This is a genomic window from Rathayibacter sp. Leaf185, from assembly GCF_001423885.1.
In the GTDB taxonomy this organism is placed as follows: domain Bacteria; phylum Actinomycetota; class Actinomycetes; order Actinomycetales; family Microbacteriaceae; genus Rathayibacter.
Window position 1 is genome coordinate 1297986 of record NZ_LMPP01000001.1, and the last position, 24978, is coordinate 1322963.

Here is a 24978-nt window from a genome sequence, read left to right on the forward strand (position 1 = left end):
TGTCCTTCTCTCTTCGGGTGGGGCTGCGGGGCGGTCGGGTGGCCGCCCCCTCAGTGCGAGTACCGGTCCCGATCAGGGGGCGTCACATCCAGCGCTTCGCGTGCTGCGCGCAGACGAGGCCGGTGCCGCAGTCGCAGCGGCGGCCGCGCCAGCCGCCGAGGCAGGCCGGGCACAGCTGCAGGGGCGACGAGCACCAGGCGCAGGCGCCGTGATCGCGCTCGTCGACGCGGGAGCGCACGAACATCCAGCGCAGCAGGCGGTTCATCGGGTGACCACCGCGTCGTCGTCGCCCTGGTCGCGCGCCGTCCCGGTGGCCGCGACGCCGGGGACGACGAGGTACAGCGGCTCGGCGGCGGTCCCGGAGGCGGGCTTCCGCCGCCAGGACGTCGCCCAGTCCGGCAGCTCGAGCGGGCCGAGGTCGTCCGTCTCCCGCCCGGGGATCCACACGGCCGTGGGTGCCGGGCGGGTCTCCTCGACCCGCACCTCGACCGCCCCGGTCATCTCCGGAGTCCCGTGCGCGAGTGCGAGCTCCTGCGAGTACTCCGCCTTGATCACGTCGGCCTGCGCGGCGAGCTTCGTCGGCTCGATCGCCCAGATGCCGTCGGTGATCTCGGCGTCCGAGATCTGGTAGTCGATCTGCCGCTCGACGTCCCCTGCTCGCTCCTTCACGTCGGCGAGGTCGGCCTCGAGCTGCTCCACCGTCACCCGGGCGTGCAGCTCCCGCTCTCGCGCCGGGTTGTGGCGGAGGCTCATCACCAGGACGGTCATGCCCATCCCCAGGAGGAAGAACACCCACATCGCCGTCGTCAGCCCCTGGTACTCGACGATGAACGGCAGGCTGCCCTCGGCGAGGCTGCCGCTGCCGGTGACCGCCTGCAGCTCCTGCTGCGCCCGTTCGTACTCGCTCAGTGCGTGCGCCGCCTCGGCGGCCCCGCGGAGGGTGCCGAGCAGGACGCCGGCGCTGAGCCAGGTCGCTCCTCCGAGCACCACCGTGAGGACGGAGCGGGCCGCGAGCGCCCGCCCGCGGCGCAGCGGTGCAGCAGCGGGGGGCGTGCCGTCGGCCGTGGCGGCCGTCGCTGCGCGGGTCGCACGCCGCAGCGCAGCGAGGTCGGCGACCGCGCGGCCCACCTGATGGGGAAGGACGGTCAACGCGACGACGACGGCTCCGGCGAACAGCACAGGGATCCACGGATTCTCGGGGCGCAGGATCTGGTCGAGCGAATCGCTCGCCGCGGCGAACTCGATCGCGGCCACCCCCAGCACCACGGCGGCGTCGATGATCGCCAGCCGCAGCAGCACCCGGCGGTAGTTGCGGGCCGTCGCGTCGATCGGAGATCCCGTCCGGATCGCGCCGTCGTCGTCCTCGCGGATTCCCTCGAGCACCTCGTCCCACTTGTCGGCGTCGTCCCGAGCGGTGCCGAGCCGCTCCGAGAGGACGCTCTCGCGCTCGCGCAGGCGGTCGAGCCCGCCCGTCGCGTCACCGACGGGCGCGGTGAGGCGCCCGCCGATCGCGTCGAGGATGTGCACGAGGCCCTGTCTCCGCTCGTCGGTGCGGCGCTTCACCGACTCGACGGAGCGCAGCCGCGTCTCGGCCTCGACAGTGGAGTCGTTCAGCAGCGGGCCCTGGCCGGCGAGGACCTGCTCGGGCGCCTGCGACGATCCGTGCACCTCGTTGACCGCGCTCTGCTGGGCGCGGCGGACGAGAGTGCCGGTGTCGACCGTCGGCTCGAAGTCGGGCACGCGCGCCGTGTGGATCGGACGCGTCTCGGGCACGAACCGCTCGGGTTCGTCTCCGGGGGCGGGGCGGCGGGGGAAGAGCTTCATGATCCTGTCGTTCCTCTCGTGTGGTGGGCGGGGCCGGCTCCTGGGTACGCCGACCCCGTGTGGCGCGTACTGGTCCCGATCACCCGGCGTCGCGGTCGGACAGCGCCGTGCCGGGGCTGCCGGTCCCGCGCTCGGCCACCTGGCCGACGTCCTGCGCTCCGGAGCGGGTGGTGGGGAGCTCCGGCGCCGGCCGGTAGCGCGGGATGCTCGGGGCGGCCGACGGGCGCCGGCCGAGCAGACCCGAGCGCGACTTGGTGTACAGGGCGGCGTACGCCTCGTACGCGTCGGCGCAGAGGCGCCGGGCCGTCGCGACCTCGGCGAGCAATCCGGTCCGGAGCGCCGACAGGCGATCACGCTCGGCCGACGCCGCGTGCGAGCGGCCGAGTGCCGATGCCCGCTCCGCGTTCGCCCGGCGGGAGGCTCTGACCTGCGCCGCCCACTCCTGACGCCGGCGGCCCTCGAGCTGAGCCAGCTCGTGCTCGGACGGCTCGTCCTGCGACGCGCCGGGGTGGGCGTGCGCCTCCGAGGCCAGAGCGGCGAGCCGCATGTCGAGGGCGGTGAGGGCGGCCTCCGACTTCAGCGACAGGTCGTCGTCGAAGCGGCGCACGGCGGCGTGCAGCATGAGCAGGTAGTGGGTGGGCTCGGTGTCGTCGACCTGCCGCTGACGGATGCGGTCGATCCGACCCGTCCAGCGCACACGGCTGCGTCGCCACAGCGTCAGCTCTGTCGACGGCATCGAGGCGGTGAAGCGGTACTCGTCGGCGCCGACGGTGATCGGGACGGTGCGGATGCTGAACACGGGGATCCTCCAGAGGGTGGGGTGACGGGTTGTCCTGCCCCGCCTACCGATCCCGACCCGGCGGGTGGATCGGGGTACCACCGCTCTTGCGGCGACCGGATGCGACAGCCACGATCAGAGGACCCGATGTCCAAGAAGAAGAGGGGCACCTTTGCCAGAGCACATCGAACCGGACGCCTGGGTCGCCTACCTCGAGGACACCGTGTCGCTGTCGGTCGACGACGCCCGCCGGGCCCCGCGCCTCGCCACCGTGTGCATCGCGGCGTCGGTCATCGTGCGGGCGGCGTCGACGGACGACGTCGGCCTGCCGCCGGCGCGACCCGCCTCGACCGTCGTCCGGGCGGCGGCCGCCGAACTGCTGCGAACGGCCCGCGGACCGCTCGACACGGTTCTCGGTCTCGTGGGCCGGCACTGGAAGATCGAGCGGGAGGACCCGGACGACGCAGAGCGCTGCGCCGACTTCGAGCGTGCCGCCGAGATCGCCCGGGAGACGGGCGATCGTCTCACTGCGACGTGGGTGCTTCTCGTCGCGACGACCGAGTACGTCCGGACACAGCGCACCGCGACGGCCGACCGGTACGCGATCCGCGCGGTCGCGATGTTCGAGGACTCCGTCCCGGGCCTCGGCCCGACAGCTGCGTCGGATCATGTCTGGCCGGGCCTGACGACACCCGACTCGATCCGGACCGTGATCGAGCTGTTCACTCGCGATGGGGAGGTGCGGGCGAACCGGCGCACGACGGGTCGGGTGGGGGACTGGGATTCCGCGATCGATTCCATGAAGGCGGTCGCGGTGCGCCTCGTGAAGGAGCGTCCGACGCTGCTCGCCCTGGCGCTCGGTCAGCGCGCTCTCTTCGAGCGGACCACTGGGGACCAGGCCGACCTCTCAGAGCTGCGCGAGCTCGGCGAGCGGAACCCGCTCCTCCTGGGGAAGTACTTCCAGCACGAGGCCGCCAACGCCGACGCTCGCGGCGACTACGACGCAGCGCTGGGGTGGCACCGCCGCCGGATCGACTCCCGCCTCGCACCTCTCCGCCCGGATCTGGTGGGTGCTTCTGCACCGGTGCTGACCGCAGCGTTCCGCGATCTCAGCGAGTCGGATCGTCGACGCTTGAACGCGGTCGCGAACCCTGCGTTCGAGATGTCGTCGAGCCTCATCCAGTCGGGCCGTACGGTCCTCGTCGGTGCGGACGCGAAGGCGGCCGTCGAATGGCTCGACCTGGCCGACGTCCTCTGGGACGGGTGGGGGAAGAACGGGCTGATGGCCGTGCGCTTCAACCGGCACCGCCTGTCGCCCGGTCTCTCGAGCGCCGCGGTCGCCGATCTGCTCGACATCTCGCGAACCGCCGGTCGTCCCGGTCTGCGGGTGAGCGCTGTCGAATACGCCGCCCTGCACGGGGAGTCGCGGCTCGTGCAGGTAGTCGCGCGACTCACGGAGATGCTCGACGAGCAGTTCACCTCGCTCGAGCGCGCCCGATTGCTCACCGCGCGGTCCTGGCTCACCCGACCGGACGAGCGGATCGCGAGTCCGCAGTCGACCCTCGACGCCGCGGAGGCGCTCGGCCTGATGCCGGCCCGTCCTGCGTCCAGGCTGCGCACCATCGCGAGGGCCGCCTGGGTGCTGGCGCTCTGCGCGCGCGACGACGACGATCCCGAGGCCGAGCGCGTCGCGCTCGAGGAGGCCGTGATCGCGGCCGGCCGGCTGGTGCTCAACGCCACGACGTTCTCGCAGCGCAGCATCCTCGCCGGGGACTGGTCGGTGGTCATCCGCCGCGCGCTCGACTTCGCGCGCGAGAACGACGACGCCGCCCTCGCCGATCTCGCCGCCGAGGTCGCCCGCCGCGACAGCGTCGGAGTGCTGCTGGCCAATGCCTCCTCCGAGGCCGGCGCTCCTGCGGAGGTGGTCGATGCGGCGCTCGCCGTGCAGACGGCCGGCCGGGCGGGAGACGTCGACGACCAGCAGGACGCATCGGCCGAGGCCGAGCCCGTCGACCCCGAGGCCGACGAGCTCCTGCGCAGCGGGATCGACGCGCGGGTCGTGGTCAAGGCCAGGGCCGCCTACGCGTCGGCCGAGCGGCTGCTCGGACCCATCGGCAGCCTCATGGACCCCCGCACCCTCTACGAGGCGGGCGCCACCGATCTCCTCGGCGAGCTGCCGAAGACGCAGCCCACCTTCATCCTGCAGCTGCTGCCCTCCACCCTCGCGATGGTCGGGCACGACCAGACCGCGCGCCTCTACCGGCGGCTCACGTGGATCGAGGACGGCGAGCCCGCCGAGTACCTCGATCACGTGCGGCTCTGGCCGGGGCTCCTCACCGACCCCGCGCTCACGGGCGAGGACGACTGGCTCGACGGGACGCCGCTGCTCCCCGACCCTCTGGTCGAGGCGCTCGAGACGGCCACCGCCGCCGCGCCGATCCGGCTGCTGGTCGTCGCGAGCGGCCTGTTCCACATCTGCTTCGATGCGCTCGAGATCGGCGGTGGTCTGCGGCTCATCGACCGGGCGCTGACCACCGTGCACACCTCGCTCGCCGGGGTCCGCTACATGCTCGCCAACCCGCGCTCCGCCGGGGAGGGCAGTGTCGCCATCCTCGACGATCGCGCCTTCAAGGACACCGCGCACGAGAAGGAGTCGCTCGAGCGCTGGTTCCCGGTCACCAGAGGGGTCGGATCCCGCTCCGAGCTCGACAACCCCTATCTCGACATCGAGAAATCCTCGGTCTTCGTCATGGGAGTGCACGGTGGTGACGACGCGAACGGCTGGCACCAGGTGAAGACCCTGCCCAGCGGAGAGTCGATGACAGCCGCCGAGGCGCTGAACTACCGGTACCCGGCGCTGTGCGTGCTCGCGTCGTGCAACTCGCAGATGCGGCTCGGCGGCGGCGTCGACCTCTCCGGGTTCCCGACCGCGCTGTTCGCGCGCGGCGCCCGGACGGTGATCGGCAGCGTGGGCGGCATCTACTCCCTGCCCACCGCTCTCATCATGAGCCGCTTCTACGCGCACCTGCACGAGAGCGGCAACCCCGTCGTCGCCCTGCGCACGGCGCGGCTCCGATGGCTCGGCGAGAATCCGACGCGGCGTGACGAGGTGGCCGCGTGGGGCCGTCTCGTGATCTACGGAGGCGCGCAGTACTGAGTCGCTCGGCGCCGGTGAGGGGAGGGGATCCACCGGGAGCCGAGGCTCGGGTCGCCGCCCTCGGGAGGTCCGGCTGATCGAATCCGCGGTCGGCGGAGCGGGACCGGTACTCGCGGTGTGGACATCGACGCCGCCCTCGCAGCCCGCGGAGGCGGTCGCCGGTGCTGACCACGCCAGGCGCGACGGAGGAGCTTCGATGAGAGTCAGTGCAGTCGACCGGATGATCGCAGAGACGGTCGAGCGGTGGCAGGTGTGGCTGGCGTTCCCCGAGGTCGGTCTCGCCGAGGGAGGAACGGGACTGTGCCCGCACTGCCCCCGCTACGCGGAGTTCCTGGAGCTCGACGAGTACGTGCACCAGGCGCTGCACCCGCTGATCGTCGATTCCGTGGGAGTCGTGCGGAGCCTGACGATCGAGGCGGCGAGGAGCGACGCGGGAGTCGGCAGGGACTCGATCGCCTTCGTGGGGTTCGAGTCGGGCGTGGTCGTCGATGCCGAGGTCGATCAGCAGGCGAGGGGTCTCATCGAGTCCTTCTTCTTCGACGGGCACACCCGGATGCTCGTGAACCTGTGGAGCAGGCGGCTCACGATCGAGACCGCTCTGGCGCTGGAGGTGGAGCCCAAGGTCCTCGCCCTCCTCCCCGACGGCTGGCGCTGAGCGGGGACGACGCCCGGCGGTCACGGGACGAGGGGCACGCGTTCACCGGATGGACGCCGGTGGCGAGCATCATCGGCGCATGATCGCTCTGCGTGCCGATGTGTCTGCGCTCGACGCGCGTGTCTCCTCCGAGCTGCTGCGGCGCCTCCGCGGGCACAGGAATGCGCAGGTCGGCGCACGCCAGTGGATCGCGGTCGTGCCCGAGGTGGGCTCGGTGCTGGTCACCGATGGCGCAGCGATCGTGCTCGACGTGCTGGTGGAGCATCGGGCGCTCGTCCCGATCGTCATCGATGCGCTCGAGACGGAGTTGCGGCGCGACGGGTTCCGCGAGCGGATCGCGCTGCGCTGGTCGACCCCGGACGCGGTGCCGGTCCCGTTCCGCTGAGTCAGCGGCGGGTGAGCTCGACCACGGGGATCACGCGGGTGGTCTTGCGCTCGTACTCCTTGAAGCCGTCGGAGGCGGAGGTGAAGCGGGCCCAGCCCTCGTCGCGCTCGGAGCCCTCGAGGACGCGGGCGGTGACCGGCACGGTGCCGTCGTCGGGGGTCTCGATCTCGGTGTCGGGGTGCGCGATCAGGTTGTGGAACCAGGCCGGGTGCTTCGGGGCTCCGGCGGCGGAGGCGGCGATCAGCCAGACGTCGTCGGCGGTGCGGATCGCCATCAGCGGGGCGACGCGCTCCTCGCCCGATCGGGCACCGGTGTGGTGCACCAGGACGAGGCTGCGGCCGAAGCCGGCGGTCGTGACGGTTCCGCCGTTCGCGCGGAACTCGTCGATGATGATCTCGTTGAAGTCGGCCATGCGCTTCTTCCGTTCGCGAGGGTCAGGCGGAGGCGCCGAGAGCGTCGACGGACGCGATCGCGTCGGGGGGCGGGTCGGAGTCTCCGGCGGCCGCGGCGGGATCCGCGAGCGCACGCCGCCAGGGTAGCTCCGCAGCACCCACCAGCTCCAGCCTCGACCGCAGTGCGGCCCGCTCGATCCGCACCCCGCGGGCGAGGTCGCTCAGGGCGCGCGCCGAGACGCGGGCGGCGAGGCGCTCGCGGTCGACGGTGAGCAGGGAGCCGAGGAAGCCGCCGAGGACGACGGCCGTGGGGTTGAAGAGGTTGATGTACGTCGAGAGTCCCTCGGACAGCAGGTCGACCTGGCGGGCGACCTCGGCGAGGACCGCCGGGTCGCGGGAGGTGCCGAGCGCGATGTCGAGCTCGTCCTGGTCGAGGACCCGAGCGCCGAGGACGTCGAGGAGGGAGCGCATCCGCACCTCGGCCTCGAGGCAGCCGTGGCGACCGCAGCTGCAGCGCCGGCCGCCCGCGGCGACTAGGGTGTGGCCGAGCTCGGCGGCGAACCCCGAGGAGCCCTGCAGCGGGATCCCGCCGATGATGACGCCTCCGCCGATGCCCCCCGCGCCGCCGGTGACGTAGACGACGTCGGCGACGCCGCGCGCGGCTCCGAAGAGCGACTCGCCGATCGCGCCGAGGCTCGCGTCGTTGCCGACCGAGACCGGGAGGCCGAGTGCCCGGGACAGGAGTGAGGACAGGTCGACGTTGCGCCAGCCGAGGTGGGGCGCGAGGTGGACGAAGCCGGAGTCGATCTGGACCAGGCCCGGGACCGCGACGCCGGCGCCGAGGAGGATGCGGCGCGACTCGCGCTCGGCCCGGAAGCCCTCGACGATGCCCGTGACCACGCGCACGACCGTGTCGGGCGACGCCGGCTTCGGGGTGTCGAAGCGGACGCGGCGCAGCAGGTCGCCGTTGAGGCCCACGAGACCGACGATGATCGCGTCGGTGTCGAGGTGCACGCCGACCACGGCGAAGGTGCGGCCGGGAACGACGGTGGCGCTCGGGCGGCCGATGCGTCCGTCGGGAGCCGTCGTCTCCTCCTCGACCCAGCCGAGCTCGGTCAGCTCGCCGACGAGGTTCGCGACGGCGGAGCGGTTGAGGCCGGTGAGGCGGCCGAGGTCGGCGCGGCTGGTGGGGCCGCTGCGGTGCACCAGGGTCGCGATCGCGGCGAGGTTGTGGCGGCGGAGCAGGGCGTTGCTCGACGGACCGACTGCTCCTGCCATGCTCGTCCGTCTCTCGTCGGGTCGGCCCGAGGAGGGCCGCGGATGCACTCGGGCGCGGCCCCCTGGAGGAGAGCGCCGCGCCCGAGAACTGTATAAGGAGGAGCCGGAGGTCGCCCCGGCGTACTCGCTGAGCGTCTAGCGCCCGCCCGCCCTCCGCTTGTTGAAGATGTCGAACGCCACGGCGAGCAGCAGCACGAAGCCCTTGATCGCCATCTGCCAGGCGGCGTCGACCGACAGGATCGACAGGCCCATGTTGAGCACGCCCATCACGAGACCGCCGATCACGGCTCCGACGACCGTGCCGACGCCTCCCTGCACGGCCGCGCCTCCGATGAAGACCGCCGCGATCGCGTCGAGCTCGTAGTTCTGACCGGCCGAGGCGACCGCACCACCGGCGCGCGCGGTGCTGACGATGCCCGCGACTCCGGCCAGGGCGCCCATGTTGACGAAGATGAAGAAGTTGACCCACTTCGTCTTGACGCCCGACATCATCGCGGCGAACAGGTTGCCGCCCATCGCGTAGATGTGGCGGCCGAACACCGTGCGGCCGAGCACGAAGCTGTAGGCGAGGATCAGCACGGCGAGCACGATCAGGATGATCGGCGTGCCGCTGTAGCCCGCGAGCAGCCAGGCGAGGGCCATGATCGCGACGACAGCGACGACCGCCTTCACGGAGAAGGACGCGATCGGCTCGCGCGGGAGCTCGAGTCGGCGCAGCGTCGCGCGGGTGCGCACCTGCTGCACCACGAGGGCGACGCAGACCAGGAGCCCGAGCAGCAGCGTGAGGGCGTCGCGGCCGGCGATGCCGCCGAGGACGCCCGGCAGCCAGCCCGCGCCGATGGCGGTGAACTCGGTCGGGAGGCCGTTGATCGTGCCGCCGGTGAGCAGCACGAGGGTGAATCCGCGGAAGATCAGCATGCCCGCGAGGGTCACGATGAACGCGGGTATGCCCACGAAGGCGACCCAGAAGCCCTGCCACGCGCCGACGAGCGCGCCGGTCACGAGGGCGACGACGACCGCGGCCCACCAGGGCAGGCCCCAGTTGTTCATCGCGATCGCCGAGATCGCTCCGACCATGGCGACGACCGAGCCGACCGAGAGGTCGATGTGGCCGGCGATGATCACCATCACCATGCCGATGGCGAGGATCAGGACGTAGGCGTTCTGCTGGATCAGGTTGTTGACGTTGCCCGGCAGCAGGAGGCGGCCGTTCGTCAGCACCTGGAACAGCAGGATGATGATCGCCAGCGCGGCGAGGATGCCGTACTGCCGGAGGTTGATGTTCAGTCGACGGGCGCGCTTGGGCGGTGTCGACGGCGTGCTCGCCGGCGTGCCGGCCGGCGCTGTGGTGGTCGTGGCGCTCATCGGGCCTGGTCCCTTCCGGCGGTCATGTAGTGCATGAGGTGCTCCTGGGTGGCGTCGGCACGGTCGATCTCGCCCGTGATGCGCCCCTCGGAGATGGTGTAGATGCGGTCGGCGAGCCCGATCAGCTCGGGCAGTTCGGACGAGATGACGACGACCGCCTTGCCCTGGGCCGCGAGCTCGTTGATGATCCCGTAGATCTCGTACTTGGCTCCCACGTCGATGCCGCGGGTGGGCTCGTCGAGGATCAGCACATCGGGGCCCGAGAAGATCCACTTCGAGAGGACGACCTTCTGCTGGTTGCCGCCCGAGAGCTTGCCGGTGACGGCCGAGACGCTCGGGGCCTTGATGTTCATCTTCGATCGGTACGAGTCGGCGACCTTGTACTCGCGGTGCTTGTCGACGACTCCGAGGCGGGCGAGCCGCGACAGGGCCGCGGCCGACACGTTGACGGTGATGTCGCCGATCAGGTTGAGGCCGTAGCGCTTGCGGTCCTCGGTCGCGTAGGCGAGCCCGTTGCGGATCGCCTCGTCGACGGTGCGGGTCTGGATCTCCTTGCCGTCCTTGAAGACGCGGCCCGAGATGCCGGTCCCGTAGCTCCTCCCGAAGATGCTCATCGCGAGCTCGGTGCGCCCGGCGCCCATCAGCCCCGCGAAGCCGACGATCTCGCCGGCGCGCACGGTGAAGGAGGCGTCCTCGACCACGACGCGGTTGATGTCGACGGGGTGGTGGACGGTCCAGTGCTCGACGCGCAGCTTCTCCTCGCCGATCTGCGGATCGCGCGGCGGGAACATGCTGTTGAGATCGCGGCCGACCATCGCGCGGATGATCCGGCTCTCGGAGGCGTCCTCCCCGGCCATCGCGAAGCTCTCGATCGTGCGGCCGTCGCGGATGATCGTCACCGTGTCGGCGATGGCCCGGATCTCCTTCAGCTTGTGGCTGATGATGATGCAGGTGATGCCCTGCTGGCGCAGCTGGTCGATGAGGCCGAGCAGGTGATCGCTGTCCTCGTCGTTCAGGGCGGCCGTCGGCTCGTCGAGGATGAGGAGCTTGACCTCCTTGGCGAGGGCCTTGGCGATCTCGACGAGCTGCTGCTTGCCGACTCCGAGCTCGAGGATCTTGGTCGCGGGGCCCTCGGCCAGGCCCACGCGGGCGAGCAGCTTCGCCGCCTCCGCGTTGGTGGCGTTCCAGTCGATGACCCCGCGCTTGGACTTCTCGTTGCCGAGGAAGATGTTCTCGGCGATCGAGAGGTAGGGGCTGAGCGCGAGCTCCTGATGGATGATGACGATGCCGTCGGCCTCGCTGTCGTTGATCGAGCGGAACTGCGCCTCCTTCCCCTCGAACTCGATGGAGCCCTCGAAGCTGCCGACGGGGTAGACGCCCGAGAGGACCTTCATGAGCGTCGACTTGCCGGCGCCGTTCTCGCCGCAGATGGCGTGGACCTCGCCCGGCTGGACCGAGATCGAGACCCCGTCGAGGGCGCGGACGCCGCCGCCGAACTCCTTGACGATGTCGCGCATGATGAGGATGGGACTGGCCAACAGGGCCTCGCTTCGTTGTGCAGGGATGGGCTTCGAGGGGAGGAAGGGGGAGAAGGGCGGGGGAGGGGAGAATCACTCCTCCCCTCCCCCGCCCGACCGATCAGAGGCCGACGTCGCCGGCCTTGAGGAAGCCGGAGTCGACGAGGACCGACTGCACGTCGTCCTTGGTGACGACCTGCGGCTCGAGGAGGAAGGACGGGACGACCTTCTCGCCGTTGTCGTACGTCTCGGTGTCGTTCACCTCGGGCTCCTCGCCCGCCACGATCGACTGCACCATCTGGAACACGCGGTCACCGAGGGTGCGGGTGTCCTTCCAGACGGTCATCGACTGCTCGTCGGCGAGGATCGCCTTGACGTTCGCCTTGTCGGCGTCCTGACCGGTGATCACCGGGTAGTCGGCGCCGGGGGCGTAGCCGGCCGACTTGAGCGAGGCCTCGATGCCGATGGCCAGGCTGTCGTTGGGCGAGAGCACGACGTCGACCTTCTGGTCTCCGGTGTAGAAGGAGGAGAGGCGGTTGTCCATCTCGGACTGCGCCTTGTCGGAGGCCCAGCCCTGGATGCCGATCGACGCCCAGTCGTCGTTGGACGCGGGCGACTTGCCCGAGGGGACGACGAGCTTGCCGCTCTCGACGTAGGGCTGGAGGACGTCCCAGGCTCCCGAGAAGAAGAACTTGGCGTTGTTGTCGTCGGGGCTGCCGGCGAAGGGCTCGAGGGTGAAGGGTCCCGCGGCGTTGGCGAGGTCGAGGGTGTCCTCGATGTACTGGCCCTGGAGCTGGCCGACCTTGTAGTTGTCGAACGTCGCGTAGTAGTCGACGTCGGGGGTGCCGTTGATCAGGCGGTCGTAGGCGATGACGGTGGCGTTCTGCTTCTTCGCCTCGGCGAGGACCGGGGCGAGCGCCTCGCCGTCGATGGCCGCGATGACGAGGATCTTCGATCCTCCGGCGATCTGGTTCTGGATCTGCGAGATCTGCTGGTCGGTCTTGTTGTCGGCGTACTGGAGGTCGACGGTGCAGTCCTCGCCCTCCAGCTGCTTCTGCAGGCCTTCGCCGTCGTTGATCCAGCGCTCGAGGCTGCGCGTGGGCATCGAGATGCCGACGTTGCAGTCGCCTTCTGCGCTCTCGCCTCCGGCACCACCGGAGTTGGCGGGGCTCGCCGAACAGGCGGCGAGACCGAGGGAGATGATGCCGGCGGCGGCCAGCGTGGTGATGCTGCGGGAGAACTTCATGGAGTGCATTCCTCTCTGAAAGCAGTGTCCTGGTGGGAGGACGGCGCGAGAGCGTGCACTGTGGAGCACGCCGTCGTGTCGTCGCCCGGGAGGGCGGGGGAGCCCCGAGGGGCTTTGTCCACGGAGACAACATATTGCCTGGGTGTGCGGGTGGCAAGGACGGATCGGGATCGGTTCCGGGTGTTGCCGAACCGTGATGTGGCGCGGGGGAGAGCGCTCTCAGTATCGGGTGGCGGCTCTCGGCGCGCTCATCGGAGGAGGAGCCGCGTGACCCGGCCCGTCGCCCACTCGATCGGGCCGGTGCCGCAGAAGCGCCACCAGAGCACGCCGGCGGCCCAGACTCCGAGCAGCAGCAGGGCGAAGGCCCAGGGCGTGTCGTTCGTGTAGCCGTAGCCGGCGGCCGCGAGTGCCGCGACGACTCCGACCTGGAGGACGTAGACCGAGAGGGCGAGCGAGCCGACGGCGCGGAAGGGGAGGAAGACCGTCTGTGCCGTCTTCGCGGTGGCGATCAGGACGACGACCACGTAGACGGCGAGGACGAGCCCGAGGTCGTGCAGGGTGTCGGGGTAGCTGCCCGACACGAACTCGAGGCCTGTTGCGCGCTTCAGCAGCGGGCGTGCCGGGTAGGCGAGCACGGCGACGACCGCGAGCACGGCGAGGAGGCGGTCGCGGCGGAAGCCGTGGCGGAGCAGCAGCGCGCCGAGCAGGAAGAAGGGCAGGAGGCTGGTCGCGCGGTACGTCGGCCCGACGAAGACCCAGTTGAGCGCGTAGCCCGCGGGTGTCTGGGAGTAGCGGACGAGCGGATCGGCGGCGGCGGCGACGGCGGCGTTCAGTGGCGCGCCGACGACGACGACCACCACGGCGATCGCTGCGACGAGGCGGGAGCGCAGGAGCAGGATCGGTGTCCCGACCGCGAGCACGACTCCGAGGAACGCCAGCACGATCGCGATCCAGGTGCCCCAGGTGCTGAGCCACAGCCCGAGGGCGATGAGGATCACCGCGCGGATCGCGTTCTGCAGCACCACTCGGCCTCCGGAGGCGCCGGGGCGCGCGAGCACCAGCGCGGCCGACATCCCCATCACCAGAGCGAACAGGGGGGAGGCGAGGTCGCTCAGGTTGCTCGTGACGAAGCCGATCGCGCCCGTCCGCTGGCTCGGGAGCAGGGGCATCGCGTGCGCGACGAGCATCGCGACGATCGCGATGCCGCGCAGCGCGTCGGGGACGAGGAGTCGATCGGGGTGGAGGCGAGGAGCGGGACGCGCGGAGGTCTCGATCATGGGGGAAGGCTAGGTGGCGCGCAGCGCTGGAGGGTCGCGTTGCGCGATGCCCGGCCCGCCTGGCACGTTGCGCGGCGGGATCGCGGCTGGTCGGTGCCGCCGTCCTCGGTGAAGCGGACGAGGTCGGGCAGGCGGCGCCTCCACGGTCGCCGCGGGCCGCACCGGGGGCGGGTTCACCGCACGTCGATCGACGCGCGCGCGAAGGCCTCTTCCGTGAGCAGACCGTACGGTTCGCGCGTCCACGCGTATGGAAGGCGTGAGGACGCCCGAACCCGCACCCCACCGGGTGTTGCATCAGGACTCGTGCCGGCCCCGCACTCATCGCGGGCCGGCGCGGGCGCCTCCGCATTCGGGGGCGGCCCTCCGCCTCCGGATGGAGTTCTCGTGCTCGACATCATCTACGTGATCGGCGTCCTCGCCGTCTTCGCGCTCGTCGGCGTCATCGCCAAGGGGGTCGAGAAGCTCGCTCCCACGCCGCGCGGCACCTCCGGCCGTCGCGCGGCGACAAGCGAGGTCGACGCATGATCGTCTTCGACTCCCTCGCCGCGATCCTCGCGATCGCCTCGATCGGGTACCTCGTCTTCGCGCTCGTGAAGCCGGAGCGCTTCTGATGGACACCTTCCTCGCGATCCTGCAGGTCGCCTCCGTCGCCCTGATCCTCGTCCTCCTGTACCGCCCCCTCGGCGACTACATGGCGCACATCTACACCTCGAAGAGAGACCTCGCCGTCGAGCGCGGCTTCTACCGCCTCATCGGCGTCGACTCTCGCTCCGAGCAGAGCTGGAGCGCCTACCTCCGCGGGGTGCTCGCGTTCTCGCTGATCGGGGTGCTGCTCGTCTACGGGCTGCAGCGGGCGCAGGCCCTCCTGCCCTACTCCCTCGGGTTCCCGGCGATCCCGGAGGGGCTCTCGTTCAACACGGCGGTCTCGTTCGTCACCAACACCAACTGGCAGTCGTACTCGCCCGACGTGACCATGGGCTACTCGGTGCAGCTGCTCGGCCTCGCTGTGCAGAACTTCCTCTCGGCGGGAGTCGGCATCGCCGTCGCCATCGCGCTGGTGCGCGGCTTCGCGCGCCGCAACAGCGACTCGATCGGCAACTTCTGGGTCGACCTCACCCGCGGGACCCTCCGCCTCCTGCTCCCCGTCTCGGTGATCGCGGCGGTCCTGCTGCTCGCGGGCGGAGTGATCCAGAACCTCACCGGGTTCACCGACGTCACCACGATCACCGGCGGCACGCAGAGCATCCCGGGCGGGCCGGTCGCGTCGCAGGAGGCGATCAAGATGGTCGGCACCAACGGCGGCGGCTTCTTCAACGCGAACTCGGCGCATCCGTTCGAGAACCCCACCGCCTGGACCAGCGCGCTGCAGGTGATCCTGATGCTCGCGATCCCGTTCTCGCTGCCGCGCACCTTCGGCCGCATGGTCGGCAACGCGAAGCAGGGCTACGCGATCGTCGCGGCGATGGCCACGATCTTCCTGTTCTCCCTCACGGCACTCACGCTGCTCGAGCTCGCGGGCAACGGCGCGGCTCCGCAGGCCGCCGGTGGTGCGATGGAGGGCAAGGAGACGCGATTCGGCATCGCCGGCTCCGCTCTGTTCGGGGCGACCAGCACGCTGACCTCGACCGGCGCGGTCAACTCGATGCACGACTCCTACACCGCGCTCGGCGGCATGCTGCCGATGCTGAACATGATGCTCGGCGAGGTCGCCCCGGGCGGCGTCGGCTCCGGCCTCTACGGGATGCTCGTGCTCGCGATCCTCGCCGTCTTCATCGGCGGACTGCTCGTCGGCCGCACTCCGGAGTACCTGGGCAAGAAGCTCGGCCCCTACGAGATCAAGCTCGCGAGCATCTACATCCTGATCACGCCGACCCTCGTGCTGGCCGGCACGGCGCTGAGCTTCGCGATCCCCGCGGTGCGCGCCGATGTCGAGAGCACCTCGATCTGGAACCCGGGGCTGCACGGCCTCTCGGAGGTGCTCTACGCCTTCACCTCGGCGGCCAACAACAACGGCTCGGCCTTCGCGGGGCTCACGGCGAACACTCCGTGGTTCACCACGGCCCTGGGCGTCGCGATGCTGCTCGGCCGGTTCCTGCCGATCGTGATGGTGCTGGCGCTCGCCGGCTCCCTCGCGAAGCAGGGCGCCACCCCGTCGACCGCGGGCACCCTGCCCACCCACCGGCCGCAGTTCGTCGGCCTGCTCGTCGGCGTCACCGTCATCGTCACCGCACTCACCTACTTCCCCGTGCTCGCACTCGGACCCCTCGCAGAAGGACTCCAGTAACCCCCATGACCAGCACACTCGAAAGCCCGGCTCCCGTGCGGGCCCCGAGGCGCGGTGCCTCCGCGTTCAGCCTCGAGCAGGTCACCGCGGCGCTCCCCGGAGCGTTCCGCAAGCTCGACCCGCGCCTGATGGTGCGGAACCCGGTGATGTTCCTCGTCGAGGTCGGCGCTGCGCTCACCACGCTGCTCGCGATCGCGGAGCCGTTCCTCGGCGGCGCCCAGGAGTCGGGCGGCGCGCCCGTTCCCGGCTCGTTCACCTGGGGCATCGCGGTCTGGCTCTGGCTGACCGTGCTGTTCGCCAACCTCGCCGAATCCGTCGCGGAGGGGCGCGGCAAGGCGCAGGCCGACAGCCTGCGGCAGACCCGCACCAGCACCATGGCCCGCCGCCTGCTCGAGTACCGGGCCGGCGACGGAGCCGCGATGCACGCGCAGATCCGCGAGGTCTCCTCCGCCGATCTGCAGCTGGGCGACCACGTGGTCGTCGAGGCCGGCGACCTGGTGCCCGGTGACGGCGACATCGTCTGGGGCATCGCCTCCGTCGACGAGTCGGCGATCACCGGAGAATCGGCGCCGGTCGTGCGCGAATCGGGCGGCGACCGCAGTGCCGTCACCGGCGGCACCCGGGTGCTGTCGGACCGCATCATCGTGACGATCACGTCGAAGCCGGGCGAGACCTTCGTCGACCGGATGATCGGGCTGGTCGAGGGCGCCTCGCGGCAGAAGACGCCGAACGAGATCGCGCTGAACATCCTGCTCGCGAGCCTCTCGATCGTATTCGTGGTGGTCGTGCTGACGCTGAACCCGATCGCCTCGTACGCGGCGGCTCCGGTCAGTGTGCCGGTGCTGGTCGCTCTGCTCGTCTGCCTCATCCCGACCACCATCGGCGCCCTGCTCTCGGCGATCGGCATCGCCGGGATGGACCGCCTCGTGCAGCGCAACGTGCTCGCGATGTCGGGCCGCGCGGTCGAGGCGGCCGGCGACGTGACCACGCTGCTGCTCGACAAGACCGGCACGATCACCTACGGCAACCGGCGCGCCACCGAGTTCGTGACGGTGGGCGGAACCGACCGCGACGAGCTGCTGCGGGCGGCCGCCGCCTCCTCGCTCAGCGACCCGACCCCCGAGGGGAAGTCGATCGTGGACCTCGCGGGGCTGCGGCCCGAGATCCAGGACGCGGCCGTCGTGCCGTTCACCGCGCAGACCCGGATGAGCGGGCTCGACCTCGCGGACGGCTCGATGATCCGCAAGGGGGCCGGCTCGGCCGTGACCGCCTGGCTCCAGGCCGACGCGCTCGCGACGGTCGAGCTCGACGAGCAGGTGCACCGCATCTCCGAGAGCGGAGGCACGCCGCTGGTCGTCGCCGTGAAGGACGCTCGCGGGGTCGGACGGATCCTGGGCGTCGTGCACCTGAAGGACGTGGTGAAGGAGGGGCTCAAGGAGCGCTTCGCCGACCTGCGCGCGATGGGCATCCGGACGGTGATGATCACGGGCGACAACCCGCTCACAGCCCGCGCGATCGCGGCGGAGGCGGGGGTCGACGACTACCTCGCCGAGGCCACGCCCGAGCAGAAGCTCGCCTACATCCGGAAGGAGCAGGAGGGCGGCAACCTCGTCGCGATGACCGGTGACGGCACGAACGACGCCCCCGCGCTCGCGCAGGCCGACGTGGGCGTCGCGATGAACACGGGCACGTCGGCGGCGAAGGAGGCCGGCAACATGGTCGACCTCGACTCCGACCCGACCAAGCTCATCGACATCGTGCGGATCGGCAAGCAGCTGCTGATCACCCGCGGTGCGCTCACCACGTTCTCGATCGCGAACGACGTGGCGAAGTACTTCGCGATCATCCCGGCGATGTTCGCCGGCGTGTTCCCGGGGCTCGCGGTGCTGAACGTGATGCAGCTGAACTCGCCGTCCTCGGCGATCCTCTCGGCGATCGTGTTCAACGCGCTGGTGATCGTCGTGCTCATCCCGCTGGCGCTGCGCGGCGTGGCCTACCGGGCGCTCAGCGCGTCGAAGATCCTCAGCCGCAACCTTCTCGTCTACGGGCTGGGAGGCGTGATCGCCCCCTTCATCGGGATCAAGCTGATCGACCTCGTCGTCTCGCTCCTGCCCGGCTTCTGACCCCCTTGTGCGAGATGCCACTCGGGTACGCGTTCCTCGGCGTGTCGCGTACCGAAGAGGCATCTCGCGCAGCACTCCACTACTTGAGAGAAGAAAGAATCATGAACTCCACCCGCTCGGGCCTCCGCCAGTACGGAGTCGCGCTCCGCGCCCTGCTCCTTCTCACCGTCGCCCTCGGAATCGTCTATCCGCTCGCCATCACCGGGATCGGGCAGGCCGCGTTCGCCGCGCAGGCCAACGGCTCGATGCTCACCTCGAGCGGCTCGCAGGTCGGATCCTCGCTGATCGGGCAGTCGTTCACCGATGCCGACGGGAACCCGCTGCCCGAATGGTTCCAGTCGCGGCCCTCCGCTGCCGGCGACGGCTACGACGCGAGCGCCTCGAGCGGCTCGAACCTCGGGCCGTCGAACCCCGATCTCGTCGCGTCGATCGAGGAGCGCCGGTCGGCGATCGCGGCATTCGACGGGGTCGACAGGGCCGCGGTGCCCGCCGACGCGCTGACCGCCTCCGCCTCGGGGCTCGACCCGCAGATCAGCCCGGCCTACGCCGAGCTGCAGGTCGCGCGGGTCGCCGAGGCGCGCGGGCTGCCGGAGGAGAGCGTGCGCGCGCTCGTCGACGGCTCGGTGCAGGGGCGCGACCTCGGGTTCCTCGGCGACGAGACCGTGAACGTGCTCGAGCTGAACCTCGCGCTCTCGCGGCTGTGAGCGCAGGCCTCGGCGCACCTCCGGCTCGTAGAATCGCGTTCGGCTCGTCGGAACACCGCGATCCTGCGAGCCGGAGCCGATCCTGCGAGCCGAAGGTGGGGGCCGGAGCATGACGAAGGGCCGCCTGCGCGTGCTGCTGGGCGCCGCACCGGGTGTGGGCAAGACCTACACGATGCTCGAGGAGGGCCGCCGGCTCGCCGCCGAGGGCCGGGACGTCGTCGTCGCCGTCGTCGAGACGCACGGGCGCGCGGCCACCGCCGCCATGGTCGAGGGCCTCGAGGTGATCCCGCGGCGCGCGGTCGAGCACCGCGGTGTGCTGCTCGACGAGATGGATCTGGAGGCGACGCTCGCCCGCCGCCCCGAGGTCGCTCTGGTCGACGAGCTCGCCCACACCAACGCCCCGGGCTCGCGCCACGCGAAGCGCTGGGAGGACGTGCGGGCTCTGCTCGACGCCGGCATCACGGTGTTCTCGACCGTCAACATCCAGCACATCGAGTCGCTCAACGACGTCGTGCAGGCGATCACCGGGGCCCCGCAGCGCGAGACGATCCCGGATGCGGTGCTGCGCGCGGCCGACCAGATCGAGGTCGTCGACCTCGCCCCGCAGGCGCTCCGAGACCGGCTCGCCGACGGCCGGGTCTACCCGCCCGAGCGGATCGACGCGGCGCTCTCCAACTACTTCCGCCTCGGCAACCTCACGGCACTGCGCGAGCTCGCCCTGCTGTGGCTCGCCGACGAGGTCGACAGCGCGCTCCGGGACTACCGCGTCGAGCACGGGATCGACAGCACCTGGGAGGCACGCGAGCGCGTCGTCGTGACGCTCACGGGAGGGCCCGAGGGCGAGACCCTGCTGCGCCGCGGTGCACGGATCGCCGCGCGAGCCTCCGGTGGCGACCTGCTCGCCGTGCACGTGGTGACGCCCGACGGGCTGCGGACACCGCGCCCGCACGTTCTGGAGGCGCAGCGCGCGCTCGTCGAATCGCTGGGCGGCAGCTACCACCAGGTTGTCGGCGAGGACGTGCCGCGCACGCTCGTCGAGTTCGCGCGCTCGGTCAACGCGACGCAGCTCGTGCTGGGGGTGAGCCGGCGCAGCCGCCTCGCCGCGGCGCTCACGCCGGGCATCGGGGCGACGGTGATCCGCGAGTCGGGCAACATCGACGTGCACATCGTCAGCCACTCGGCGGCCGGGCGCAGCGCGGTGCTGCCGCGGCTCGACGGGGCGCTGACCCTGCGGCGCAAGCTCGCCGGCGCGGCGCTCGCGCTCGTGGGCGGCCCCCTGGTCACCTGGCTGCTGTCGAGCCTCCGCAGCGACGAGTCGATCACGAGCGACGTGCTCTCGTACCAGCTGCTGGTCGTGCTCGTGGCGCTGGTCGGAGGCGTGTGGCCGGCGCTGTTCGCGGCCGTGCTCTCGGGGCTGACGCTCGACTTCTTCTTCGTGGATCCGCTCTACACGATCACGGTCGACGAGCCGCTGCACGCGCTCGCCCTCGTGCTCTACGTTCTGAACGCGGCGCTGGTCAGCGCGGTGGTCGACCGCGCGGCGCGGCGATCGCGCGCGGCCAAGCGCTCGGCGGCGGAGTCGGAGATGCTCGCGACGATCGCGGGCGGCGTGATCCGTGGGCAGGGGGCGCTGCAGGCGATCCTCGAGATCTCGCGCGAGGCGTTCGGGCTGACGGGGGTGCGGCTGCTGCGCGACGACGCGGTGGTCGCGGTCGACGGCGAGCCGGTTCCGGAGGCGGAGCCGGTGCGGATCGCGGTCGGCACGCACGCGATGCTCGAGCTGCACGGGCGCGAGCTCGAGGGCAGCGAGCGGCGCCTGCTGCAGGTGGTCGCGGCGCAGCTCGACTCGGTGCTCGAGAACGCGGCGCTGAGCGAGACGGCGAGCTCGCTGGCTCCGCTCGCCGAGACCGACCGGGTGCGCAGCGCCCTGCTGTCGGCGGTGAGCCACGATCTGCGCCGGCCGCTCGCGGCGGCCACGGCGGCGGTCAGCGGGCTGCGTTCGCGCGACGTGGAGTGGAGCGAGCGCGACCGGGAGGAGCTGCTCGCGACGGCCGACGAGAGCCTCACGACCCTCGCGGCGCTCGTCACGGATCTGCTCGATGTGACGCGGCTGGAGGCGGGGGCGCTCGCTGTGGCGCTCGCTCCGCTGGACGCGGCCGACGTGGTGCTGCCCGCGCTCGACGAGCTGGGGCTCGGGCCGGCGGAGGTCGACCTGGACCTCGACCTCGACGGGCCCGCGGTGCTCGCCGACGCGGTGCTGCTGCAGCGGGTCGTGGTGAACCTGCTGGCGAACGCGGTGCGCTACTCGCCCGACGGCACGCGGGTGCGGGTGTCGACCAGTGCGTTCGGCGGCACGGCGCAGATCCGGATCGTGGACCACGGGCCGGGCGTCGCTGCGGCTCGGCGGGAGGAGATCTTCGTGCCGTTCCAGCGGCTCGGAGACGACGACAACACGACGGGGCTGGGGCTGGGGCTCGCGCTGTCGAAGGGGTTCACCGAGGGCATGGGCGGGACGCTCGAGACGGAGGACACTCCGGGGGGCGGGCTGACGATGGTGGTGGGGCTGCCGATCGCGGCGGGCACCGGTGCTGCCTCTGATTCCGCTGACGCTTCGGATTCCGCTGATGTGACCGACTCCGCTGATGCTTCGGGAGGAGCCGCATGAAGATCCTGATCGCGGACGACGACCCGCAGATCCTCCGCGCGCTGCGGATCACGCTGACGGCGCGCGGCTACGACGTGGTGACGGCCGGTGACGGCACGGAGGCGATCAACCGCGCGATCGACGAGCACCCCGATCTCTACATGATCGATCTGGGTATGCCGCGGCTCGACGGGGTCGAGGTGATCCACGCGCTGCGCGGCTGGACGAGTGCGCCGATCCTGGTGGTGTCGGGGCGGACGGGCGCGGCCGACAAGGTCGGCGCGCTCGACGCGGGGGCCGACGACTACGTGACCAAGCCGTTCTCGATGGACGAGGTGCTCGCGCGGATCCGGGCGCTGTCGCGGCGGGTGCAGCCGGCCGACGGCGAGCCGCTCGTGGTGATCGGGGAGGTGACCGTCGACCTCGTGGCGAAGAGCGCGACCCGGGCCGGCGCCTCCGTGCGGCTCACGCCGACGGAGTGGCAGGTGCTCGAGATCCTGGTGCGCAACGCGGGCAAGCTCGTGACGCGGCGCTCGCTGCTCGACGAGATCTGGGGCCCGGCGCACGTCACCGACACGGGGTATCTGCGCCTGTATCTGGCGCAGCTGCGCAAGAAGCTCGAGCCCGACCCGGCGCACCCGCGGTTCCTGCTGACGGAGGCGGGGATGGGGTACCGGTTCGTGCCGGGGGAGTGAACGGCCGGTCGGGCTGCTGACGGGGTCTCGGCGGCTACTCCACCGACGAGGGGGCGGCGGGGCTCGACCACCGGGCCGAAGTGGGGACGCCGTGGTGTCCCCGGCCCGTGCGAGAATCGCGCCGTGCAAGGGTGGACACGAGGTGCGAGGGTGCGCTGGGGAGCGGCCGCGGCCGTGACCGCGCTGCTGCTGACGGGGTGCGCGCCCGAGGCGGTCGACAGGCCGACCGGCTCGGCTGCAGCGGCACTGCCGACGCCGACAGCGACTCCGACCTTCACCCCGACGGCCAGGCCCACGCCGACCGTGACTCCGACGTCGGCGGCCGTGCCACCTGCCGCGACAGCCGTCTGGCCCGACAACTCGCAGGTGTCGCACCTCTTCTTCCACTCGCTGATCGTGGATCCGGAGCGCGCGTTCGCCTCGCCCGAGGACGGCGCCGGGTACCTCGACTACATGGTCACGAAGGACGAGTTCACGGCGGTCCTCGAGCAGGTCTACGCGAACGGCTACGTGCTCGTGAGCCCGCACGACCTGTACACCCGGGCCGACGACGGCACCGTGACTCCGACGCCCCTCGCGCTGCCGCTCGGCAAGAAGCCGCTCGTTCTCTCGCAGGACGACGTCGACTACTACGAGTACATGGCGGGCGACGGATTCGCGGACGCCCTGGTGCTCGAGGACGGCGACGTGCGGACGAGCTACACCGACGCCTCCGGACGCACCCGCATCGGCGCCGATGACCTGGTGCCCATCGTCGACGACTTCGTGGCCGCGCACCCCGACTTCTCGCACGGGGGCGCGAAGGGCGTGATCGCGCTGACCGGGTACAACGGGGTGCTCGGGTACCGGACCTCGGAGATCACCTACGGAGCGACGAACGCGCGGATCGCGCAGGACACCGCCGACGCGACCGCCGTGGCCGCCGCGATGACGGCGGACGGCTGGGAGTTCGCGTCGCACAGCTGGGGCCACATCGACATGCGGGAGTCGTCGATGGAGCGGATCGCGGCCGATGCGGGGAAGTGGCGCGACGAGGTGCAGCCGATCGTGGGCGCGACCGATCTGTTCGTGTACCCGTTCGGTGCCGACATCGCGGGGGTGGGCGCGTACTCCGGGCCGACGTACGACCTGCTCTCGGAGGAGGGGTTCACCGCGTTCTTCAACGTCGACGCGTCGCGGCCGGCGTGGGGGCAGTGGGGCGCAGGATACGTGCGGGAGGCGCGGATCAACGTGGACGGCATCAGCCTGCGAGCGGCCATCGAGGGGCGCAACGACACGCTGCGGGCGTTCTTCGATCCGGAGTCGGTGCTCGACCCGGCACGCCCGGCGTCGATCTCGGGGGAGTGACGAGGGCGTTCTCGCCTTCTGGTGCTCGGGGGGGCGCTCTCAGCTGATGTCGTGCGGGGTCCGCTCCCGGGTGTGCGCACCGGAGGAGAATGGGAGCACCGCCGAACAAGGAGAGCACCGTGGATCAGCCGCGCATGAACGTCGAGTCGTTCAACCTCGATCACCGCACCGTCGCCGCACCGTACGTGCGCCTCGCCGACGCGAAGACGCTTCCGGCAGGTGACCACCTCGTCAAGTACGACGTGCGCTTCACCCAGCCCAACGCCTCCCACCTCGAGATGCCGACCGTGCACTCGCTCGAGCACCTGTTCGCCGAGAAGTCCCGCAACCACTCCGACAAGGTCATCGACTTCTCGCCGATGGGCTGCCAGACCGGCTTCTACCTGATCCTGCAGGGCGAGCCCGAGCTCGCCGAGGTGCTCTCGCTGGTCGAGGACACGCTCCGCGACATCACCGAGGCCGACGAGGTGCCCGCCGCCAACGACACCCAGTGCGGCTGGGGCGCGAACCACTCGCTCGAGGGGGCGCAGGAGGCGGCGCGCACGTTCCTCTCGCGCCGCGACGAGTGGGAGACGGTGACCGCGTGACCGACGCGATCGTCCTGGTGGCGATGGACGAGGAGGCGGAGCCGTTCGTCGCGAAGGCGAGTGCCGCCTCCGAGCCGCGGGCCGTCGGCAACGCGCTGCAGTGGGACCTCGAGCTGGCCGGACACGATGTGCTGCTCGTGCGCACGGGGGTCGGCCTCGTCAACGCGGCGGGCGGAGTGACGGCCGCGATCCTCCGCACGCTCGGTGACGAGCCGCTGGTGATCAGCGCCGGATCGGCGGGCGGGCTGGGCGCCGAGGTGCGCGTCGGCGACGTCGTCATCGGCGACGAGTACGTGCAGACGGATGCGGACGCGCGCGCGTTCGGCTACGCGATGGGGCAGGTGCCGGGGATGCCCGAGCGCTACTCCGGCGATGCCGCGGCGCTCGCCGCAGAGGTGTCGGTACCCGACGTCGTGGTGCGCCGCGGACTGATCGTGTCGAGCGACACCTTCGTCTCGGGAGACCACGTCGAGCGGGTGCGCGGCCACTTCTCGGGCGCGCTCGCGACCGACATGGAGTCGGTGTCGCTCGCGCAGACCGCGTTCGTGCACGGGCTGCCGTTCGTGTCGGTGCGGGGCATCTCGGATCTGTGCGCGCCGGGCGAGTTCGAGGCGCACGTCGACGACGCGGCGGACCGCTCGGCTCTGGTGGTGCTGGCGCTGCTGGACGCGCTGGCGGCGTAGCCGATCACGCCGGGGGAACCAGTTCTGCGCGAGGCAC

General features: G+C 71.3%; 22 protein-coding genes. 13 read left to right on the forward strand and 9 right to left on the reverse strand.

The window, feature by feature from the left end; translation table 11 throughout:
• Positions 1-82: 82 nt before the first annotated feature.
• The 3 genes from ASG06_RS06250 to ASG06_RS06260 form a co-directional block, all read right to left on the reverse strand.
• Entirely contained in the window at positions 83-265 is a 183-nt protein-coding gene (locus ASG06_RS06250) for a hypothetical protein (RefSeq protein ID WP_056039902.1), read from the reverse strand.
• A complete protein-coding gene (locus tag ASG06_RS06255; RefSeq protein ID WP_056039904.1) occupies positions 262-1824 on the reverse strand; it encodes a hypothetical protein in 1563 nt (520 codons plus the stop codon). The genes ASG06_RS06250 and ASG06_RS06255 overlap by 4 nt, the downstream gene beginning before the upstream one ends.
• A 79-nt stretch (positions 1825-1903) precedes the next feature.
• Entirely contained in the window at positions 1904-2623 is a 720-nt protein-coding gene (locus ASG06_RS06260) for a hypothetical protein (protein ID WP_056039906.1), read from the reverse strand.
• Between the two features lie 151 nt (positions 2624-2774).
• Between ASG06_RS06260 and ASG06_RS06265 the strand changes: the two genes are divergently transcribed.
• From ASG06_RS06265 to ASG06_RS06275, 3 genes are all read left to right on the forward strand, one after another.
• Entirely contained in the window at positions 2775-5759 is a 2985-nt protein-coding gene (locus tag ASG06_RS06265) for a CHAT domain-containing protein (protein WP_056039908.1), read from the forward strand.
• Between the two features lie 196 nt (positions 5760-5955).
• Positions 5956-6414 carry a hypothetical protein gene (locus tag ASG06_RS06270; RefSeq protein ID WP_156465882.1) on the forward strand — a complete coding sequence of 153 codons (459 nt, stop codon included), beginning with the start codon at positions 5956-5958 and terminating at the stop codon, positions 6412-6414.
• 79 nt (positions 6415-6493) lie between these two features.
• The gene (locus ASG06_RS06275) at positions 6494-6799 is read left to right on the forward strand and encodes a hypothetical protein (RefSeq protein WP_156465883.1); all 306 of its coding nucleotides are present in this window, start codon (positions 6494-6496) and stop codon (positions 6797-6799) included.
• A gap of 1 nt (position 6800) precedes the next feature.
• Here ASG06_RS06275 and ASG06_RS06280 read toward each other — a convergent pair whose 3' ends face one another.
• The 6 genes from ASG06_RS06280 to ASG06_RS06305 form a co-directional block, all read right to left on the reverse strand.
• Positions 6801-7211 carry a nitroreductase/quinone reductase family protein gene (locus tag ASG06_RS06280; protein ID WP_056039914.1) on the reverse strand — a complete coding sequence of 137 codons (411 nt, stop codon included), beginning with the start codon at positions 7209-7211 and terminating at the stop codon, positions 6801-6803.
• 22 nt (positions 7212-7233) lie between these two features.
• Positions 7234-8469, reverse strand: a complete 1236-nt coding sequence (locus ASG06_RS06285; RefSeq protein WP_056039916.1) for an ROK family transcriptional regulator — start codon at positions 8467-8469, stop codon at positions 7234-7236.
• 135 nt (positions 8470-8604) lie between these two features.
• On the reverse strand, positions 8605-9834 hold the full coding sequence (gene mmsB / locus ASG06_RS06290) for a multiple monosaccharide ABC transporter permease (RefSeq protein ID WP_056039918.1): 1230 nt from the start codon (positions 9832-9834) through the stop codon (positions 8605-8607).
• A complete protein-coding gene (gene mmsA, locus ASG06_RS06295) occupies positions 9831-11351 on the reverse strand; it encodes a multiple monosaccharide ABC transporter ATP-binding protein (protein WP_056039920.1) in 1521 nt (506 codons plus the stop codon). Before mmsA ends, mmsB begins: the two co-directional genes overlap by 4 nt.
• Before the next feature lie 121 nt (positions 11352-11472).
• Positions 11473-12597, reverse strand: coding sequence for a multiple monosaccharide ABC transporter substrate-binding protein (gene chvE, locus ASG06_RS06300; protein ID WP_442965597.1), 1125 nt, complete (start codon positions 12595-12597; stop codon positions 11473-11475).
• A 248-nt stretch (positions 12598-12845) separates the two neighbouring features.
• On the reverse strand, positions 12846-13874 hold the full coding sequence (locus tag ASG06_RS06305; RefSeq protein ID WP_056039924.1) for a DUF418 domain-containing protein: 1029 nt from the start codon (positions 13872-13874) through the stop codon (positions 12846-12848).
• A 384-nt stretch (positions 13875-14258) separates the two neighbouring features.
• On the opposite strand from ASG06_RS06305, the gene ASG06_RS20205 reads away from it, so the two are divergent.
• The 10 genes from ASG06_RS20205 (at position 14259) to mtnN (ending at position 24941) form a co-directional block, all read left to right on the forward strand.
• Complete coding sequence (locus tag ASG06_RS20205; protein ID WP_162238986.1) at positions 14259-14399, forward strand: hypothetical protein; 141 nt, start codon at positions 14259-14261, stop codon at positions 14397-14399.
• Positions 14396-14485, forward strand: a complete 90-nt coding sequence (locus tag ASG06_RS19480; protein WP_082498975.1) for a potassium-transporting ATPase subunit F — start codon at positions 14396-14398, stop codon at positions 14483-14485. Before ASG06_RS20205 ends, ASG06_RS19480 begins: the two co-directional genes overlap by 4 nt.
• Positions 14485-16158, forward strand: coding sequence for a potassium-transporting ATPase subunit KdpA (kdpA, locus tag ASG06_RS06310; RefSeq protein WP_056039925.1), 1674 nt, complete (start codon positions 14485-14487; stop codon positions 16156-16158). The genes ASG06_RS19480 and kdpA overlap by 1 nt, the downstream gene beginning before the upstream one ends.
• 5 nt (positions 16159-16163) lie before the next feature.
• On the forward strand, positions 16164-18281 hold the full coding sequence (gene kdpB / locus ASG06_RS06315) for a potassium-transporting ATPase subunit KdpB (protein WP_056039927.1): 2118 nt from the start codon (positions 16164-16166) through the stop codon (positions 18279-18281).
• Positions 18282-18382: 101 nt separating this feature from the next.
• Positions 18383-18985: a potassium-transporting ATPase subunit KdpC gene (gene kdpC / locus ASG06_RS06320; protein ID WP_056039929.1), complete on the forward strand. Its 603-nt coding sequence runs from the start codon at positions 18383-18385 to the stop codon at positions 18983-18985.
• 109 nt (positions 18986-19094) lie between these two features.
• Positions 19095-21650, forward strand: a complete 2556-nt coding sequence (locus tag ASG06_RS06325) for a sensor histidine kinase (RefSeq protein ID WP_056039930.1) — start codon at positions 19095-19097, stop codon at positions 21648-21650.
• Positions 21647-22324, forward strand: a complete 678-nt coding sequence (locus ASG06_RS06330) for a response regulator (protein ID WP_056039932.1) — start codon at positions 21647-21649, stop codon at positions 22322-22324. Before ASG06_RS06325 ends, ASG06_RS06330 begins: the two co-directional genes overlap by 4 nt.
• Before the next feature lie 150 nt (positions 22325-22474).
• A complete protein-coding gene (locus ASG06_RS20590) occupies positions 22475-23671 on the forward strand; it encodes a polysaccharide deacetylase family protein (RefSeq protein WP_156465914.1) in 1197 nt (398 codons plus the stop codon).
• Positions 23672-23760: 89 nt separating this feature from the next.
• Entirely contained in the window at positions 23761-24258 is a 498-nt protein-coding gene (locus ASG06_RS06340) for an S-ribosylhomocysteine lyase (RefSeq protein WP_056039936.1), read from the forward strand.
• Positions 24255-24941 carry a 5'-methylthioadenosine/S-adenosylhomocysteine nucleosidase gene (mtnN, locus tag ASG06_RS06345; RefSeq protein WP_231727629.1) on the forward strand — a complete coding sequence of 229 codons (687 nt, stop codon included), beginning with the start codon at positions 24255-24257 and terminating at the stop codon, positions 24939-24941. The genes ASG06_RS06340 and mtnN overlap by 4 nt, the downstream gene beginning before the upstream one ends.
• The last annotated feature ends 37 nt before the right edge of the window (positions 24942-24978 follow it).

Coding starts and splice junctions, on each gene's coding strand:
- ASG06_RS06250 (WP_056039902.1), bottom strand. CDS start 265: ATGAACCGCCTGCTGCGCTGGATGTTCGTGCGCTCCCGCGTCGACGAG.
- ASG06_RS06255 (WP_056039904.1), bottom strand. CDS start 1,824: ATGAAGCTCTTCCCCCGCCGCCCCGCCCCCGGAGACGAACCCGAGCGG.
- ASG06_RS06270 (WP_156465882.1), top strand. CDS start 5,956: ATGAGAGTCAGTGCAGTCGACCGGATGATCGCAGAGACGGTCGAGCGG.
- ASG06_RS06275 (WP_156465883.1), top strand. CDS start 6,494: ATGATCGCTCTGCGTGCCGATGTGTCTGCGCTCGACGCGCGTGTCTCC.
- ASG06_RS06280 (WP_056039914.1), bottom strand. CDS start 7,211: ATGGCCGACTTCAACGAGATCATCATCGACGAGTTCCGCGCGAACGGC.
- ASG06_RS06285 (WP_056039916.1), bottom strand. CDS start 8,469: ATGGCAGGAGCAGTCGGTCCGTCGAGCAACGCCCTGCTCCGCCGCCAC.
- mmsB (WP_056039918.1), bottom strand. CDS start 9,834: ATGAGCGCCACGACCACCACAGCGCCGGCCGGCACGCCGGCGAGCACG.
- mmsA (WP_056039920.1), bottom strand. CDS start 11,351: ATGCGCGACATCGTCAAGGAGTTCGGCGGCGGCGTCCGCGCCCTCGAC.
- chvE (WP_442965597.1), bottom strand. CDS start 12,597: ATGAAGTTCTCCCGCAGCATCACCACGCTGGCCGCCGCCGGCATCATC.
- ASG06_RS06305 (WP_056039924.1), bottom strand. CDS start 13,874: ATGATCGAGACCTCCGCGCGTCCCGCTCCTCGCCTCCACCCCGATCGA.
- ASG06_RS19480 (WP_082498975.1), top strand. CDS start 14,396: ATGATCGTCTTCGACTCCCTCGCCGCGATCCTCGCGATCGCCTCGATC.
- kdpA (WP_056039925.1), top strand. CDS start 14,485: ATGGACACCTTCCTCGCGATCCTGCAGGTCGCCTCCGTCGCCCTGATC.
- kdpB (WP_056039927.1), top strand. CDS start 16,164: ATGACCAGCACACTCGAAAGCCCGGCTCCCGTGCGGGCCCCGAGGCGC.
- kdpC (WP_056039929.1), top strand. CDS start 18,383: ATGAACTCCACCCGCTCGGGCCTCCGCCAGTACGGAGTCGCGCTCCGC.
- ASG06_RS06325 (WP_056039930.1), top strand. CDS start 19,095: ATGACGAAGGGCCGCCTGCGCGTGCTGCTGGGCGCCGCACCGGGTGTG.
- ASG06_RS06330 (WP_056039932.1), top strand. CDS start 21,647: ATGAAGATCCTGATCGCGGACGACGACCCGCAGATCCTCCGCGCGCTG.
- ASG06_RS06340 (WP_056039936.1), top strand. CDS start 23,761: ATGGGAGCACCGCCGAACAAGGAGAGCACCGTGGATCAGCCGCGCATG.